This window comes from Nonomuraea sp. NPDC050404 (assembly GCF_040655495.1).
Classification (GTDB): Bacteria; Actinomycetota; Actinomycetes; order Streptosporangiales; family Streptosporangiaceae; genus Nonomuraea.
The window spans coordinates 235,369-251,468 of record NZ_JBFAKB010000019.1 but is presented as its reverse complement, the minus strand read 5'-3'; the positions used below and the strand labels follow the sequence as shown (position 1 = coordinate 251,468).

General features: G+C 72.0%; 11 protein-coding genes. 8 read left to right on the top strand and 3 right to left on the bottom strand.

The annotated features are described in order from the left end of the window. Positions 1 to 166 precede the first annotated feature (166 nt). From AB0I81_RS42295 to AB0I81_RS42285, 3 genes are read right to left on the bottom strand one after another with little or no spacing between them, the layout of a single operon-like run. Positions 167 to 2,602, bottom strand: coding sequence for a DUF3488 and transglutaminase-like domain-containing protein (locus AB0I81_RS42295; protein WP_360669692.1), 2,436 nt, complete (start codon positions 2,600 to 2,602; stop codon positions 167 to 169). Next, a complete protein-coding gene (locus AB0I81_RS42290) occupies positions 2,599 to 3,861 on the bottom strand; it encodes a DUF58 domain-containing protein (protein WP_360669689.1) in 1,263 nt (420 codons plus the stop codon). Before AB0I81_RS42290 ends, AB0I81_RS42295 begins: the two co-directional genes overlap by 4 nt. Beyond that, positions 3,858 to 4,835 (bottom strand): MoxR family ATPase, encoded by a 978-nt coding sequence (locus AB0I81_RS42285; protein WP_360669686.1) that lies wholly within the window; start codon positions 4,833 to 4,835, stop codon positions 3,858 to 3,860. The genes AB0I81_RS42290 and AB0I81_RS42285 overlap by 4 nt, the downstream gene beginning before the upstream one ends. 472 nt (positions 4,836 to 5,307) lie before the next feature. Between AB0I81_RS42285 and mraZ the strand changes: the two genes are divergently transcribed. The 8 genes from mraZ to murD all read left to right on the top strand — a co-directional run bounded on the left by mraZ (position 5,308) and on the right by murD (position 16,018). After that, on the top strand, positions 5,308 to 5,739 hold the full coding sequence (mraZ, locus tag AB0I81_RS42280; RefSeq protein ID WP_360669683.1) for a division/cell wall cluster transcriptional repressor MraZ: 432 nt from the start codon (positions 5,308 to 5,310) through the stop codon (positions 5,737 to 5,739). A 222-nt stretch (positions 5,740 to 5,961) separates the two neighbouring features. Further along, a complete protein-coding gene (gene rsmH, locus AB0I81_RS42275; RefSeq protein ID WP_360669680.1) occupies positions 5,962 to 6,939 on the top strand; it encodes a 16S rRNA (cytosine(1402)-N(4))-methyltransferase RsmH in 978 nt (325 codons plus the stop codon). Then, positions 6,929 to 7,729 carry a hypothetical protein gene (locus AB0I81_RS42270; RefSeq protein ID WP_360669677.1) on the top strand — a complete coding sequence of 267 codons (801 nt, stop codon included), beginning with the start codon at positions 6,929 to 6,931 and terminating at the stop codon, positions 7,727 to 7,729. Before rsmH ends, AB0I81_RS42270 begins: the two co-directional genes overlap by 11 nt. Before the next feature lie 899 nt (positions 7,730 to 8,628). Then, complete coding sequence (locus tag AB0I81_RS42265) at positions 8,629 to 10,359, top strand: penicillin-binding protein 2 (RefSeq protein WP_360669674.1); 1,731 nt, start codon at positions 8,629 to 8,631, stop codon at positions 10,357 to 10,359. 40 nt (positions 10,360 to 10,399) lie between these two features. After that, the gene (locus tag AB0I81_RS42260; RefSeq protein WP_360669671.1) at positions 10,400 to 11,929 is read left to right on the top strand and encodes a UDP-N-acetylmuramoyl-L-alanyl-D-glutamate--2,6-diaminopimelate ligase; all 1,530 of its coding nucleotides are present in this window, start codon (positions 10,400 to 10,402) and stop codon (positions 11,927 to 11,929) included. Continuing rightward, entirely contained in the window at positions 11,929 to 13,578 is a 1,650-nt protein-coding gene (gene murF / locus AB0I81_RS42255; RefSeq protein WP_360669669.1) for a UDP-N-acetylmuramoyl-tripeptide--D-alanyl-D-alanine ligase, read from the top strand. Before AB0I81_RS42260 ends, murF begins: the two co-directional genes overlap by 1 nt. Next, the gene (gene mraY, locus AB0I81_RS42250; RefSeq protein ID WP_360669666.1) at positions 13,575 to 14,633 is read left to right on the top strand and encodes a phospho-N-acetylmuramoyl-pentapeptide-transferase; all 1,059 of its coding nucleotides are present in this window, start codon (positions 13,575 to 13,577) and stop codon (positions 14,631 to 14,633) included. The genes murF and mraY overlap by 4 nt, the downstream gene beginning before the upstream one ends. Then, the gene (gene murD, locus AB0I81_RS42245) at positions 14,630 to 16,018 is read left to right on the top strand and encodes a UDP-N-acetylmuramoyl-L-alanine--D-glutamate ligase (protein WP_360669663.1); all 1,389 of its coding nucleotides are present in this window, start codon (positions 14,630 to 14,632) and stop codon (positions 16,016 to 16,018) included. Before mraY ends, murD begins: the two co-directional genes overlap by 4 nt. Positions 16,019 to 16,100: the final 82 nt, after the last annotated feature.

Sequence of the window (16,100 nt, the reverse complement as noted above, 5' to 3'; positions counted from 1 at the left end):
CCCCAAACCGGAAGGATACGGAACCCATCTGGCTCGCTATGCTTGCCGCCAGCAAGTGATCACCGTGTTGCGACGACCCCTTGAATGCGCCCCGAAGGGGGCGGGCCGCACGTGTGTCCGGGTCCGGTCCCTCTCCTGGACCGCACGCGTGTCCGGGTCCGGTTGCTCAGCCGTCCCTCTGCGCCGCCGTCCGGCGCAACCTGATCGTCTCCAGCAGGTCGAACCCGTCGAGCAGGCGCTCGCCCAGCATCCGCAGCCGCCGCAGCGTGGACGGGGGCAGCAGCACCGCGCGCAGCCGCCTTCCGCGTGACACCGTCGCCGCCAGGGCCTGGCGCACCTGGCGCAGGTCCTTGCGCATGGGCTCGACGCGGCCGGGATCCCTGGCGAACAACACCCGCTCGACCGTCGTGGCGATCGAGGTGATGGCCGCCGCGGACTCGGTGTCGAACTCGTACTGCTGGGTCAGCCGCCGCGCCAGCGCCCGCGGGGTCTCGCTGGGCCCGCGCGCCATGCCGTAGTCGCACAGCACGTCGTCCAGCTCCGCCCATGTGGCCGCAGCCGTCATCGCCTGCTCCCTGCCCGACACCATCCTGGCCGTCAGGTCGTCGGACGGCTGCGACACCTTCCAGCCCAGGGTGCGTACGCGCCGGTTCCTGATGATCAGCCGCGCGGCGGCGGGCATCAGCAGGATCAGCAGCAGCACCCCGGCCCCGATGCCGATCTGGCCGGCCACCGGCATGGAGTCGTCGGGCGGCAGCGTGCCGGTCGCGACCGTGCCCTCGCGGTCCAGTTCGCGAGTGTTGCGCCGGGCGGCCGGGTCCTGCGGCTCATCGGCGGAGGAGGAACTCGTGCTGCTGGGCGTCGGCGCCGAGGACGTCTCCGTCTCGGTGGGCCGCGGTTGCGCGTACGCCGGCACCCGCGCGCTGCCCTGCCCGGCCGCGCCGGCGGGGGTCGGCTCGAACGGCAGCCAGCCCACGCCCTCGAAGTACAGCTCGGGCCAGGAGTGGGAGTCGTTCGTGCCCACCTGCCAGCGGCCGTCGATCTTGGTGCCGCCGGTGTAGCCGATCGCCACCCGCGACGGGATGCCCACGAGCCTGGCCAGCACCGCCATCGACGCGGCGAACTGCTCGCAGTAGCCCGCCCTGTCACGCAGCAGGAAGTCCGCCAGCGCCGAGTTGCTGTGTCCCTGCGTGCGCAGGTTGTAGGTGAAGCCGCCGGTCCTGGTGAAGAACTCCTGCAGCCTCATCGCCGCATCGAAGTCGGTCTTGGCGCCGGCCGTCTCCTCTTCGGCCAGCCGCCTGATATCGGGGTGCAGGTCGTCCGGCAGGGCCAGGAAACGATCGTCCGTCTCCGGCCGGATGCCTTCGAGGGAGTCGAGCTGGTCCTGGGTCGGCGCCGGCTCGCTGGTGGCCACCTCGTACTCGATGCCGGCGGCCTCCTCGCGCGTGGAGAAGACCATCAGCGTGTCCACGTCGGCCCGCCAGTCGCCGTCCACCCGGATCTCCCTGGGCGGGTACGGCAGCGGCAGGAACTGCAGCTTCGCGATCTCCTCGCTGATCTGCACGTTCGTGACGACGTTCGTGATCTTGGGCTCGGGGCCGAGGCCGGGCGGCTCGGGCAGCGGCCCGTTCTCCGTCCTGTTCTCCGGCGCGCCCTTGGGCTGCGTCATGGTGAACTGCTGCCCGTCGAACGTGTCCAGCGCGTAGATCCGCAGGTACCGGGGCGCGTCGTCGTTGTTGGTGTAGTTCAGCACGACCCGCCGCTCGGGCAGTTCGAGCTGGCCCTTCAGGTTGGCGATCGGGTTCGGGATGCTGATGGAGTTGCCCGGCCCGGAACCGCGCCCGCCCACGCCGAAGGTGAAGAACGAGACCGGCTCCATGACGGGCAGGAACGCGGGCAGCAGCACGGCCAGCGCGATCGCGGCGAACCCGATGCGCTTGCCCGACAGCCGCAGGCCGCTCGTGTCGGCCGTGGCGCGGGGGCCGTTCTGCGCGGAGGTGGCGGCCATGCGGGTGCGGCGCACCAGCACCGCCCTGCCCCAGTGGCCCACCCGCTCGTGCCCGTCGGCGATCAGCAGACTGACGAAGCCGAGCGCGGCCAGGATGAACGCCCACCAGCTGATCGGGTCGGTGAGGATCGTGGCCGGCACCGTGGCCAGCGCCAGCAGCGGCAGCCCGGCCAGCGCCGCCTTGCGCACCCGCGCGGCGAGCAGGTCCACGGCGATCGCGATGATCGCCACGCCGCCGGTGGTCAGCAGCACGATGCCGTCCGTGTCCGGTACGGGGGCCGCGAAGCGCTGGATGTCGGCCCACCCGACGCCCAGCAGCCTGGACAACTCCAGCACCGACTCCTTCGTCGGCACCACCAGCGCCCACGCCTCCTCGGCGGCGAAGGACGCGGTCAGGTAGATCCACGTCGCGGCCAGGGCGACCAGCGGCGCCGCCCACGCGGGCAGGGACAGGCGGCTGCTCAGCAGCCCGGCCGCCACCACGGCCAGCACGACGCCGAGTGAGCTCCAGAACCACTCCGAGTACTGGAAGAGCGGGTGGAGCAGGATGGCCGCGGTGAACGCGGCCACTCCGGAGGCGATGGTCAGTCTCATGCCGCTCCTCCCGCGGGGCTGAGCGAGTACCGGCCCCCATTGGCGGCGGCCTGCCAGACGGAGGCGATCGAGGTGCCCGCGGGCAGCCGGACGATGCGCCAGCCGTACCCCGCCAGCACCGTCTGAACGGCCTGGAAGTTCTCCTCGGCGGCCCGGTCGCCGCCGTCCCACGTGGCCACGTCGAGCAGGACGGCCACGCCGGTGATGCCGCTGTGCCGCAGCCTGGCCAGTTCCCTGGCCTCCTCGGCGTCGAGCGCGCCGAGCACCGCCACGATCAGCCCGTCGCCGCCGCCCTGGCGCAGGGCCGAGATGCCCATCTCCAGGGAACGGGCCGGGCTGTGCCGTACCACGGCCAGCGTGTCGAGCAGCGAGTAGCTCAGCCCCGTGTCGGTCAGGTGCTCGGCGCCCTGGTCGGTCACCAGCCGCAGCCCGAGGCCCTCGCGGGCGAGATGCACGCCGATCGAGGCCGCGGCCGAGACCCCCACCTCGAACGACGAGCGCGGGCCCTCGCCGCGGTGGGCGTGCCTGCGGGTGTCCAGCAGGAGCGCGCCGCGGCTCTGCCACTGCTGCTCCTCGCGGCGCACCATGAGCTCTCCGTGGCGGGCCGTCGAACGCCAGTGCACCCGACGCAGGTCGTCGCCCTGGCGGTACTCGCGCGGCGCCACGTCGTCGTCGCCCGCCGCCGCCACACTCCTGGTACGGCTGTCGCCGCCGCCCGTCCACTCACCCGACAGCCGTACGTGCGGCAGCGCCGCCACCTGCGGCGTCACCACCAGCGTGTCACTGATCGTGAACGAGCGGGTCAGCTCGACCAGCCCGAACGGGTCGGCGATGCGGATGGACAGCGGGCCGATCGTGTAACGGCCGCGCAGGTCCGAGCGCACCCGGTAGTCGATCTCCCGCACGCCGCGCGGCTCGACCCGGTCCAGCACGAACCTGGGCCGCACGCCCAGCGCGTACGGGACGGTGTCCTCGATGAGCAGCAGGCCGGTGGGCAGCCTGGTGACGTTCTCCAGCCGCAGGGTCACGGTGGCCTCGCCGCCCACCTCGGCCCTGGGCGGGTCCAGCCGCCTGGCGCAGCTCAGCCGGTAGCGCGTGCGCGCCACCACCATCGCGGCCAGCAGCGGCAGCGTCGTCACCAGGACGCCGATCCTGAACAGGTCGTTCTCCCCGAGCATGACGGCCATGAGCAGGGCCGCGATCCCGGAGGCGAGGAACGACCTGCCCCTGGAGGTCAGCGCCCGCATTCCGGCTCTCACGACGCTCGCGTCTCCGGCACCGGTACGCGCCTGATCAGATCCGTCACCACCTGCTCGGGCAGGCGGCGCTGCCCCTGGGCCTCGACGCTGGGCAGCAGCCGGTGCGCCAGCACGGGGATGGCCAGGTCCTGCAGGTCGTCGGGGATGACGTAGTCGCGTCCGGTGAGCGCCGCGTGCGCCCTGGCGGCCCGTACGAGCTGCAGGGTCGATCTCGGTGAGGCGCCCAGCCGCAGGTCGGGGGAGTGGCGGGTGGCCACGACGAGGTCGATGGCGTACTTCTTGACCGCCTGCGAGACGTAGACGCCGCGTACGGCCTCGATCAGCGCGCGCACCTCCGCGGTCGTCGCCACCGGCTCCAGCTTGTCCAGCGGTGAGGTGCCCCCGTGCACGTCGAGCATCTCCAGCTCGGCGTTCGGCTCGGGGTAGCCCATCGCGACGCGCGCGGTGAAGCGGTCGCGCTGCGCCTCGGGCAGGGGATAGGTGCCCTCCATCTCGATCGGGTTCTGGGTCGCGATCACCATGAAGGGCGTGTCGAGCTGGTACGTCCGCCCGTCCACCGTCACCTGGTGCTCCTCCATGCACTCCAGCAGCGCGGACTGCGTCTTGGGGGAGGCACGGTTGATCTCGTCGCCCACCACGATGTTGGCGAACACCGGGCCCGGCTTGAACTCGAACTCCCGGGTCTGCTGGTTGTACGCGCTCACCCCGGTGATGTCGCTGGGCAACAGGTCGGGGGTGAACTGCACGCGGCGCACCGGGCAGTCGATGGACCGAGCGAGCGCCTTGGCCAGCATCGTCTTGCCGACCCCGGGCACGTCCTCGATCAGGAGGTGACCCTCCGCGAGCAAGACCGTCAGCGTGAGGCGGACGGCGTCGCTCTTTCCCTCGATCACCGATTCGATGGCCTGCCGAATCCGGTGGGCTGTGGAGACCAGCTCGTCGAGCTGGGGAGGGACGTCATGGGTTACTGCCACCAGGCCTCCATGAGAAGTGCGACGGCTGTCCCGGTACGGTGCCATTGCGGGAGCCATGCCATTCCTTTTCCATTGTCTGTACGACCCTACGACGCTGTGGGTTCTTGAGCGACATTTGTGGATATTCCGGCGAACACCGGCGATCTTCCTGCTCATGCGCGATTGCGTGGTGAATCTCATGACGAGCCGGGCGCCAGCGGGCGCCCCACTTTCCTCCACCGGGAGCCCCCCGACGTCCCGGAGCCCCTATTTTCACGGCGATTCAAACCCTCGACACGCCCATGAGGGTTGACCGCCCGGTCACCCCCCTCCACGCCACCCCATCGCTCTGACCTGCGGTAACGCAAGGGAAACCGATGATGAAGACGGTTCGAATCAGTTGACGGTGGGGAGAAGTGGAGTATGGTGGTGCGCAGTGGAGAGCCCGGTGCACCAGCGCTGAGCGCTTCACGAGGCACGGGAGGTGGGGCCGATGTTCCTCGGCACCCATCAACCGCGTCTGGACGACAAGGGACGGCTGTTCCTGCCGGCTAAGTACCGTGAGGAGCTGGCGGAGGGTCTTGTGATCACCAAAGGCCAGGAGCGATGCCTCTACGTGTTTCCCGTGGAGGAGTTCCAGCGCATTACCGAGGCTCTCAGCACCGCCCCGGTCACCGCCAAGGCGGTGCGTGACTACAGCCGCGTCTTCTTCGCCAGCGCGTCCGACGAGAAACCAGACAAGCAAGGACGCATCACGATCCCGCAGGGTCTGCGCCAATACGCGGGCTTGGAGCGTGACTGCGTTGTCATCGGGGCCAACACCCGGCTGGAGATCTGGGACGCACAGGCCTGGGACACCTATCTCAGCGCGCAGGAGCAGGCGTTCGCCGATCTGTCGGAGGAGGTGCTGCCAGGGATCTTGTAGTGGACCACGGTCGATCCGTCGGTGATGTCGTTCGGCGAGGTCTCCACCCGCAACCACTGTCTGCAGCTGATGCACCTTCCCCGGTGTCAGATGGCAGGCGTCCACGAAGAGGGTGCGGATGGGGACCTGGCCGGGCGGCGCCGGGTGGGGACCCGAAGCGATGGCCGAGATCGATCGAACGACGCGTCATCCGCGAGCAGGACGCGAAGAGGGGGGTTGGAGATGCAGGACGACGTCGGCACGGGCGGTCACGTTCCGGTGCTGCTCGAGCGCGTACTGGAGCTGCTGGAGCCCGCCCTGTCGCGGCCGGCCGCCGGGCCCGCTCCCGTCGTCGTCGACGCCAACCTCGGACTCGGTGGCCACTCCGAGGCCCTGCTCGCCGCCCACCCCGGGCTGCACCTGATCGGGATCGACCGCGACCCGTTCGCCATAGACTTCGCCACCCGCAGGCTCGCCCCGTACGCGGACAGGACCACCCTGGTTCACGCCTCCTCCGCCGACCTGGCCGAGGTGCTCGACAGGGCGGGGCGCCCGGTGATCGACGGGGCCCTGTTCGACCTGGGCGTCTCCTCGCCGCAGCTCGACGAGGCCGAGCGCGGGTTCGCCTACTCCTATGACGCCCCGCTCGACATGCGCATGGACACCTCGCAGGAGCTGACGGCGGGACAGGTGGTCAACACCTACTCCACGGCCGAGCTGACGCGCATCCTGCGCGTGTACGGCGAGGAGAAGTTCGCTCCGCGTGTCGCGGGCCTGATCACCAAAGAACGGGCCAAAGAGGCAATAACCTCGACTAAGCGGCTAGCGGACATCGTGCGCGAGGCGATTCCCGCCGCTACCCGGCGTACTGGGGGAAACCCCGCCAAGAGGACTTTTCAGGCGCTGCGCATCGAGGTGAACGCGGAGCTGTCCGCCCTGGAGGCGGCGCTGCCCGCGGCGCTCGACGCGCTGGCACTGGGTGGGCGAGTCGTCGTGCTCTCCTACCACTCACTGGAGGACCGGCTCACCAAGCAGGCCCTCACGGCGCGAACCAAGGACACCAGCCCCCCCGGGCTGCCCGTCCCGCTACCGGCTCACCAGCCGAGGTTCCGCCTGCTGACGAGGGGAGCCGAGCTCCCAAGCGACGAAGAGCTCGCCCGCAACCCGCGGGCGGCCTCGGCCCGGCTACGGGCGGCAGAGAGGATCCGTGTTGACGACTGAGCAGGGAACCGGCAGAGGTGCTCCCGGCCGCCGCGCCGTGCCCAAGGCGGGCACGCGCCGGTCGGCCACGCAGCAGCCCAAGCCGCGTCCCCGTACCGATGCGCGGCGCGAGGCCGAGGGCAAGCCGTCGGCCGCCGAACGGGCACGCGCCGAGGCCGCCGGCAAACGGCCGGTCGGTGAGCGCGGGCGCGCCGAGGCCGCCGGCAAACGGCCGGTCGGTGAGCGGCCGGTCGGTGAGCGTGGGCCCGCCGAGGCCGCAGGTAAGCGCGTGCGTGCCGCGGCAGGCCGGGAGGCGCCGCCCGCCGAGCGTGCGCGCGCCGCCGCCGGTGGCAAGGCGCCGGTCGCCGAGGGGGCGCGTGCCGCCGCCGGTGGTAAGACGCCGGTCGTCGAGCGGGTTCGCAGCGTGGCCGCGGGCAAGCGGCCGGCGGGCGGGCGCCCGCGTGCCGAGGCAGGGCCGGGCCGTACCGCGCCGCGGCGCCGTCCCGAGCGCCGGCAGCGGGCGCCGTTCGTGCTGCTCGTCGTCGGACTGCTGTGCGGCGGCCTGGTGAGCCTGCTGCTGCTCAACACCATGCTCGCCCAGGACGCCATCACCGACTCCACGCTGCGCAAGGAGATCGCGGAGGCGAAGCTGGTCAACGAGCAGCTCGATCAGAAGTACCAGCTCAAGACGCAGCCCGAGAACATCGCCAAGCTGGCCGAGCACAACGGCGAGGGCCGTAGCTGGGACGAGGTCAACCCCTGGAACGACGGCGCCACCGGCCAGGCGGGCGAGGCGGACACGGAGCGGTGAGGGAATCAGGCGGCAAGGGACAGGGTCCCGGCCGCGGCGCTGGCGGCGCCGGCTCTCAAGGAGGGCCAGGCGCCGCTCGTCGTACGCCGGGCGGACCGGGACGGGCGGGGCGCCAAGGCGGCCCCGCCCGATCAGACGGGTCCCGTTCCGACGGGACCCGTTCCGATGGTGGGGGCCGCCCGGCGTCGCCGGAGAACCCTCCGCGCCGGCCACGCGACCGCAACGACCCCCTCGACCTGCCGTTCGGCCGCGAGTCGTTCGGCCCCGACGACGACCGCGGGCGCCCCTCACGCGATTCGGGGGACGAGCCGCGCGGCCGGTCGCGTCAGGACCGTGGCGAGGAGTCACGCGGCCCGTCGCGTCAGGACAGAGGGGACGAGCCGCGCGGGCGGTCACGTCAGGGTGACGGCAATCGCGGACGTTCCCGGGACGAAGGCGACCCCTCCCGCGGCCGGGGCTCCACCGGACGTGAGGACGCCGACCGCGCCAGAGGGCGTGGCTCCCGGGGGCCGGAGGACGCCGACCGCCCTAGAGGACGCGGTTCCAGGGGATCCGAGGACGCCGACCGCCCGAGGGGGCGTGACGGGCAGGGGCGCGCGGACGCCGAACGGCTCAAAGGACGCGTCCAGGGGCGCGAGGAGCGTACACGCGGCCGTGGCGCGAACGGGGCCGCCAACAGGTCGGCCAACGGGTCGGCCTCCGGCGCGGACGAGGGCGCGCGCCGTACCCAGGCGGGCAGTCCACGGAGCACTCAGGCGGGCGGTCCACGCAGCGGCCAGAGCCAGGGTTCCCGGAACCAGGGATCCCGAGGGCAGGAGCCGGCGCGGCGACGCGGCGGCGACGTGCCGCCGCCCAGGGGCCCGCGCCGGCCCCCGCCACGCCCGCCCAGGCCGCCGCTCATGTTGCGGCTGGGCAGCCCACGCAGGCGGATCAACTTCGGCCTGATCGGCATGACGTTCGTGTTGTCGATCTTCGCCGGGCGGCTGATCCAGATGCAGGGACTCGACTCCAAGGTGTACGAGGCCGCCGCGGCGGACCAGCGCCAGCAGACCGAGGTCATCCCGGCCAAACGCGGCTCGATCACCGACGTGGACGGCCACGAACTGGCCGTCACCGTCGAGGCCAGGGAGGTCTCGATCGACCCGACCAAGGTCCCGGGCGACGTGCGCGCGAAGGTCGCCAGGATCCTGGCCCAGCACCTCGGCAAGAACGAGCAGGAGATCGCGGCGAAGCTGGCCAAGACCGGCAGCCGCTACCAGCTCCTGGCCAGGGACGTCGATCCCGTCGTGGCCACGCGCCTGCTCCAGGCCCGTGTGCCCGCGCTGTCGACCAAGAAGACCTACAAGCGGCTGTACCCGGCCGGCGACCTGGCGGGCAGCCTGATCGGGTTCGTCGGCGACGAGGGCGACGGCCTGGGCGGCATGGAGCAGGCCAAGAACTCGCTGCTGGCCGGCCGCGACGGCGAGCAGCGCGTCGAGACGGGCCGCGACGGCCAGCGCATCCCGATGACCAGCAGCCAGCGCACCGTGCCCGTGGACGGCCAGGACGTACGGCTGACCATCGACCGCGACATCCAGTGGGCCGCGCAGAAGTCGGTCGCCGAGCAGGTGAAGGCGGCCGAGGCCGACAGCGGCACCGTGATCGTCATGGACGTGCGGACGGCGCAGATCGTCGCCATGGCCAACGCCCCCGAACTCGACCTGGGCAACTGGCGCAAGGCCCCCGAGTCGGCCTACATCAACAAGGCCGCCGCCGACGTGTTCGAGCCGGGCAGCACCAACAAGGTGATCACCGCCGCCGCCGCGCTGGAGGCCGGCGCGGTGACGGGCGGGACGGTGTACCAGGTGCCCGACCGGATCAGGTGCGCCGACCAGGTGCTGCGCGACGCCCACGCGCACAAGACGGAGTCCATGACGTTCCGGCAGGCCATGGCGCAGTCCAGCAACGTGGCCACCATCATGGCGGCGCGCAAGGTGGGCAGCCAGAAACTGCATGAGATGCTGAAGACGTTCGGGTTCGGCACCAGGCCGGGCGGGGGCGTGCCCAGCGCGGAGGCGGGCCTGCTGCCCGACTATCGCAAGTGGTCGGGCAGCCAGCAGTGCACGGTCGCCTACGGGCAGGGCGTGTCGGTGACCGCGCTGCAGATGGCGAGCGTCTACCAGACGATCGCCAACGGCGGGGTCAAGATCGAGCCGCAGATCGTGGCGGGCACGACCGACGCGACGGGCAGGTTCGTACCGGCCGCCGCGGGCAAGCAGACCAGAGTGGTGAGCGAGACGACGGCCAAGGAGATCACGACGATGCTGGAGGGCGCGGTGGGCGAGGAGGGCACGGGCCAGCTCGCCGCCATCGACGGCTACCGCGTGGCGGGCAAGACCGGCACGGCCGACCGCTACGACGCCGAGCTCGGCCGCTACGACGGCTACACGGCCTCTTTCGTCGGGTTCGCGCCGGCGGACCAGCCCAGGCTGGTGGTGCTCTCGGTGCTGCAGAACCCGAAGAAGGGCCACTTCGGCGGGCAGTTGGCGGCCCCCGTCTTCAAGGATGTGATGACGTTCGCCATCAAGAGCAAGAAGATTCCTCCCACAGGCTCCGCCGCGCCTACGGTGCGTACGCGCGCCGGACAGTGACCGGGGAAGGTACGCTCTCGCCGTGCGTCCCCCGTCGTCTATGCGTCCCACGACCAGCCCGCCTCGCCCGCTGACCGGGCTCGCGACCATGCTCGACGCCGATTCCGGCACGTCGAGGTCGCCTCACGCCGCCATGACCGGCGTCACGATCGACTCCCGCAACGTCAGACGCGGCGATCTGTACGTGGCGCTCCCGGGCAACCGGGTCCACGGCGCCACGTTCGCCGCCGACGCGATGGCGAGCGGGGCCGTGGCCGTGCTCACCGACCGCGCCGGTCGCGACGCGGCCGTGGCCACCGGGCTGCCCGTGCTCATCGTCTCCGATCCGCGTTCCCTGCTCGGCCAGATCTCCTCCTGGGTGTACGGGCAGCCCGCCCACGACATCCAGGTGCTCGGCGTCACGGGCACCAGCGGCAAGTCCACCACCACGTTCATGATCGAGGCCGGCCTGCGGGCCGCCGGGCACCGGGCCGGCCTGGTGGGCGGGGTCGAGATCCACGCGGGCGGGCTGCGCTTCCAGCCCACGCTGACCACGCCCGAGGCGTCCGACCTGCACGGGCTGTTCGCCCTGATGCGCGAGGAGGGCGTCACCGCGGCGGCCATGGAGGTCTCCAGCCACGCACTCGCGCTCGGCAGGATCGACGCCATCTACTACGACGTCGCCCTGTTCACCAACCTGTCCCAGGACCACCTCGACTTCCACAAGGACTTCGAGGACTACTTCGCCACCAAGGCGAGGTTGTTCCAACCCGAGCTGAGCCGCCTGGGCGTGACCAACATCGACGACCGCTACGGGCGCGAGTTGCTCGACCTGGCGAAGGTGCCGATGACCACGTTCTCGGCGCTGGGCGATCCGCAGGCGGAGTGGCGGGCGGTGGAGGCCAGGCTGGGCTCCGACGGCAGCGCGTTCCGCGTGGTCGGGCCCGGCGGTGTCGAGGCCGACGCGCACGTCTCGCTGCCCGGCCCGTTCAACGTCGCCAACGCGCTCGGCGCGATCGTGACGCTGGTCGAGTCCGGGGTGCCGCTGCAGACGGCCGTGCACGGCGTGGGCACGCTGGACGGCGTGCCCGGCCGCATGCAGCGCGTCACGGCCGCCGAGGACGAGTTCCAGGCCGTCGTGGACTACTCGCACAAGCCGGGCGCCGTGGAGTCGGTGCTGCGCTCGCTGCGGACGGTCACGGACGGCACGCTGACGATCGTGCTCGGCTGCGGCGGCGACCGCGACAAGGGCAAACGCCCCACCATGGGAGAAATCTCCGCCGAGCTGGCGGATGTGGCTATTTTCACGAACGACAATCCACGCTCGGAGGATCCGCTGGCCATCCTCGCGACGATGATGGAGGGAGCGCTCCGCGTTCCGCAGCACCACCGTGCTCATGTGATCATTGAGCCCGACCGCGCGGCCGCCATCGGCCTGGCGATCGCCAGGGCCGGGCGCGGCGACGTGATCGTCGTAGCCGGGAAGGGCCACGAGCAGGGCCAGTACGTTTCAGGCGAGGTGATCCCCTTCGACGACCGCGAAGTGGTCGCCGAAGCGATCGACGCACGCAAGGAAAGCAGGAAGCACTAATGATCCCGTTGCCTCTGGCCAGGATCGCCGAGATGACCTCGGGAGCCCTGTCGGGCATGGCCGACCCCCGCGCGGTGGTGCGCGGGCCCGTCGTGATCGACTCGCGGGCGGTGGAACCGGGATCCCTGTTCGTCGCCATCAAGGGCGCGCGGGTCGACGGTCACGACTTCGCCGCGCAGGCGATGCGGGCCGGAGCCGTCGCCGTACTGGCCACCAGGCCGGTCGAGGGGCCCGCGGTGATCGTGCCGGACACCGCCGCGGCGCTCGCCGAACTGGCCGCGGCACAGGTCCGCATGTTGTCCAAGGTCACCGTCATCGGCGTGACCGGCTCGGCCGGCAAGACCACCACCAAGGACCTGCTGGCCCGGCTCACCGGGCGGGTCGGCCCCACGATCGCGCCCGTCGGCAGCTACAACAACGAGCTCGGCCACCCGCTGACCGTGCTGCGCGCCGACCTCGACACCCGCTTCATGGTGCTGGAGCTGGCCGCGCGCAACATCGGCCACATCAAGGACCTGACCCGCATCGCGCCGCCGCAGATCGGCGTGGTGCTCAACGTGGGCACCGCGCACCTGGGCGTGTTCGGCGGCAAGGAGGCCATCGCCAAGGCCAAGGGCGAGCTGGTGGAGTCGCTGCCGCGCTCGGGCGTGGCCGTGCTCAACGCCGACGACCCGCTGGTGCGGGGGATGGCCACGCGTACCGAGGCCCGCGTCACCTACTTCGGGCGCGCCGAGTCCGCGGCGATCAGGGCCGAGGACGTCGTGATGGACGCCCGCGGGCGCGCCTCCTTCACGCTGCGCACCCCGTCAGGGGCCGCGCACGTGTCGCTGAAGCTGCACGGGGAGCACGCGGTCGAGAACGCGCTCGCCGCGGCGGCGGCCGGGTACGAGCTCGGGCTGCCGGTGGCGACCATCGCCGAGGAGTTGTCGGAGGCCACGCCGCGCAGCCGGTGGCGGATGGAGGTCACCGACCGGCCCGACGGCGTGACGGTGGTCAACGACGCCTACAACGCCAACCCCGACTCCATGCGGGCCGCCTTCGAGGCGTTCGAGGTGCTCGGCAGGGGACGGCGGCGCTTCGCGGTCATCGCGGCGCTGCGCGAACTCGGCGAGGAGGGGGCCGCGCTCAACACCGAGCTGGGGCGGCTGGCCGGCGGTGCGGGGCTGGCGGCACTGATCGTGGCGGGCCCCGACGCAGGACCGGTCCTGGAGGGCGCCCACACGGCCGCCCAGGCTTCAGGTCCCCAGACTCCCGGCGCTCCGGCTCCCCAGGCTCCGGGCCCTCAGGCTCCTGGCTCCCCGGCTCCTGGCTCCCCGGCCCCCGGCTTCCCGATTCCCAGCTTCCCGGCTGCCGGCGTTCCGGCTCCCGGCGTCCCGGGTCCCGGGCCTCAGGCGCCTGCCGGGCCGTACGCGGGTCCTGGCGGGCCGTACGCGGGCGGGCCGCCAGCGGGGCCCGGGGGACCGCCCGGGTTCCCGGCGCAGCCCGGTTACGGGCAGCCGACGCGGATCGTGCACGTGCCCGACGCCGAGGCCGCCGCGGCCGAGCTGGCCGCGTGGCTGCGGCCCGGTGACGCGGTGCTGATCAAGGGACCGAGGGCCATGGGCCTGGAGCGGACGGCCGAGCTCGTGCTCGGAGGTGCCCCCCAGTGATCAACATCGTCATCGCCGCCGCCGTGGGCCTGATCCTGTCGATGCTGGGCACCCCGGTGGCGATCAGGCTGTTCTCCCGGCGCGGCATCGGCCAGGAGATCCGCGAGGAGGGCGTGCAGGCCCACCAGGGCAAGCGGGGCACCCCCACGATGGGCGGCATCGTCTTCGTGCTGGCCTCGCTGCTCGCCTACGGCGCCTCCCACCTGGCCACACTGGAACCCCCGACGGTGTCGGGCATGCTGGTGCTGTTCCTGATGACGGGCCTGGGCGCGGTCGGGTTCCTCGACGACTTCATCAAGATCTACAAGCAGCGCAGCCTCGGCCTGCGCAGCGGCGCCAAGGCGCTCGGCCAGCTCGTCGTCGGCGCGGTCTTCGCCGTCCTGGTGACCCGTCAGCCGAACGTCTACGGCATCACCCCCGCCGAGACCCGCGTGTCCTTCCTGCGCGACATCGGCCCGTCGATCGGCATCGTCGGGTTCACCATCTGGGTGCTCATCATGATCGTCGGGTTCTCCAACGCGGTGAACCTCACCGACGGCCTCGACGGCCTGGCCAGCGGCGCGACCGGCACCGTGCTGGCCGCGTACGTGCTGATCGGCAACTGGCAGCTGCGCAACAACTGCATCGACCAGCTCGGCCCCAACTGCTACTGGGTACGAGATCCGCTCGACCTGGCGGTGGTGGCGGCGGCGGTGCTGGGGGCGCTGATCGGGTTCCTGTGGTGGAACGCCCCGCCCGCCAAGATCTTCATGGGCGACACCGGCTCGCTGGCCCTGGGCGGCGTGCTGGCCGGGCTGGCCATCGCCACCCGTACCCAGCTCCTGCTGATCATCCTGGCCGGCCTGTGCGTGATCATCACGCTGTCGGTGATCATCCAGGTCGGGTCGTTCAAGATGACCGGGAAACGGGTGTTCAGGATGGCGCCGCTGCAGCACCACTTCGAGCTCAAGGGCTGGGCGGAGACCACGATCGTGGTCCGCTTCTGGCTGATCGCGATGTTGTGCGCGGCGCTCGGGCTCGGGCTGTTCTACGTGGAGTGGATGCCCAAGCTATGAGCTGCACCTGTGTGGCCGGGCTCGGCGTGTCCGGCACCGCCGTGGCCGGCGTGCTGGCCGGGCGCGGCGAGCGGGTCGTGGTCGTGGAGTCCGTGGCGGGTGAGCGGCAGCTCGCCGCCGCGGCCGAGCTGGCCCGCGTCGGCGTGGAGACCCGGTTCGGCGAGCTGGTCCTGCCCGAGGGGGTGACGCGGCTGGTCACCACCGGGTGGGCGCCGCACCATCCGCTGATCGCCGCCGCGCTGCGGGCCGGGGTCGAGGTGGTCGGCGAGGTGGAGCTGGCCTGGCGGCTGCGTCCGCGGCAGGCCGCCCCGTGGCTGGCGCTGACCGGGACCAACGGCAAGACCACCGCAGTGCGCATGCTCACCTCGATACTGAACGCGGCCGGGCGCAAGGCCCTGGCCGTGGGGAACGTGGGCGTGCCGGTGGTACGGGCCGTCGCGGAGCCGTACGACGCGCTGGCCGTCGAGCTGTCCAGCTTCCAGCTGCACTGGTCGGCCACCCTCGCGCCGCACGCCGCGGCCATACTCAACCTCGCGCCCGACCACCTCGACTGGCACGGGTCCATGGCCGAGTACGCCGCCGCCAAGGGCCGCATCTACGAACGCGCCGGCACAGTGATCTTCAACGCCGACGACCCGGAGACCGCCAGGCTGGCCGCGCCCTATCCGGGGGCGGTCGGGTTCACGCTGCGCGTGCCCAAGGCCGGCGAGATCGGCGTGGTGGAGGACCTGCTGGTGGACCGGGCGTTCGTGCCCGACCCCGCCGAGACGGCCGAGGAACTGGCGACCCTGGAGGACGTGCGCCCGTTCGCGCCGCACAACGTGGCCAACGCGCTGGCCGCCGCCGCGCTGGCCCGCTCGCTGGGCGTGCCGTCCGAGGCCGTACGCCAGGGGCTGCGCGACTTCGTGCCCGACCCGCACCGGCTCACGCACGTGGACCGGATCGGCGAGGTCGACTACATCGACGACTCCAAGGCGACCAACCCGCACGCCGCCGCCGCGGCGCTGGCCTCCTACTCCTCGGTGGTGTGGGTGGCGGGCGGTCAGCTCAAGGGCGCCGACGTGGACGACCTGGTACGCCAGGCCGCCCCCAGACTGCGCGGAGCGGTCCTGCTCGGCGCCGATCGCGCCAGGATCGCCGAAGCCATCGCGCGACACGCGCCGAATGTCCCCCTCGTGGACATCTCCGATCGGGACACTGGTGCGATGGAAAAGGTCGTCACCGAAGCCGCCCGGCTGGCCTCGCCAGGAGACACCGTGCTGCTCTCCCCGGCGGGGGCTTCCCTCGACATGTTCGCCAACTACCCGGCGCGGGGTGAGGCCTTCGCGCGTGCCGTGCGCGGGCTGCGGGAGCGGCGCGAGGGCGCGGAGGAGCGCGGGCGGTGAGGGCGCGACGTGAGGGCGTGGGTGGGCACGGGCGGTGAGGGCGCGACGTGAGCACGAGCGCTGAGGAGCGGGTGCGGCCGCC

What these genes read in the sequence shown, in the direction of transcription:
- AB0I81_RS42295 (WP_360669692.1), bottom strand. Translation starts at nt 2,602, where the DNA reads ATGAGACTGACCATCGCCTCCGGAGTGGCCGCGTTCACCGCGGCCATC.
- mraZ (WP_360669683.1), top strand. Translation starts at nt 5,308, where the DNA reads ATGTTCCTCGGCACCCATCAACCGCGTCTGGACGACAAGGGACGGCTG.
- rsmH (WP_360669680.1), top strand. Translation starts at nt 5,962, where the DNA reads ATGCAGGACGACGTCGGCACGGGCGGTCACGTTCCGGTGCTGCTCGAG.
- AB0I81_RS42265 (WP_360669674.1), top strand. Translation starts at nt 8,629, where the DNA reads ATGTTGCGGCTGGGCAGCCCACGCAGGCGGATCAACTTCGGCCTGATC.
- AB0I81_RS42260 (WP_360669671.1), top strand. Translation starts at nt 10,400, where the DNA reads ATGCGTCCCACGACCAGCCCGCCTCGCCCGCTGACCGGGCTCGCGACC.
- murF (WP_360669669.1), top strand. Translation starts at nt 11,929, where the DNA reads ATGATCCCGTTGCCTCTGGCCAGGATCGCCGAGATGACCTCGGGAGCC.
- murD (WP_360669663.1), top strand. Translation starts at nt 14,630, where the DNA reads ATGAGCTGCACCTGTGTGGCCGGGCTCGGCGTGTCCGGCACCGCCGTG.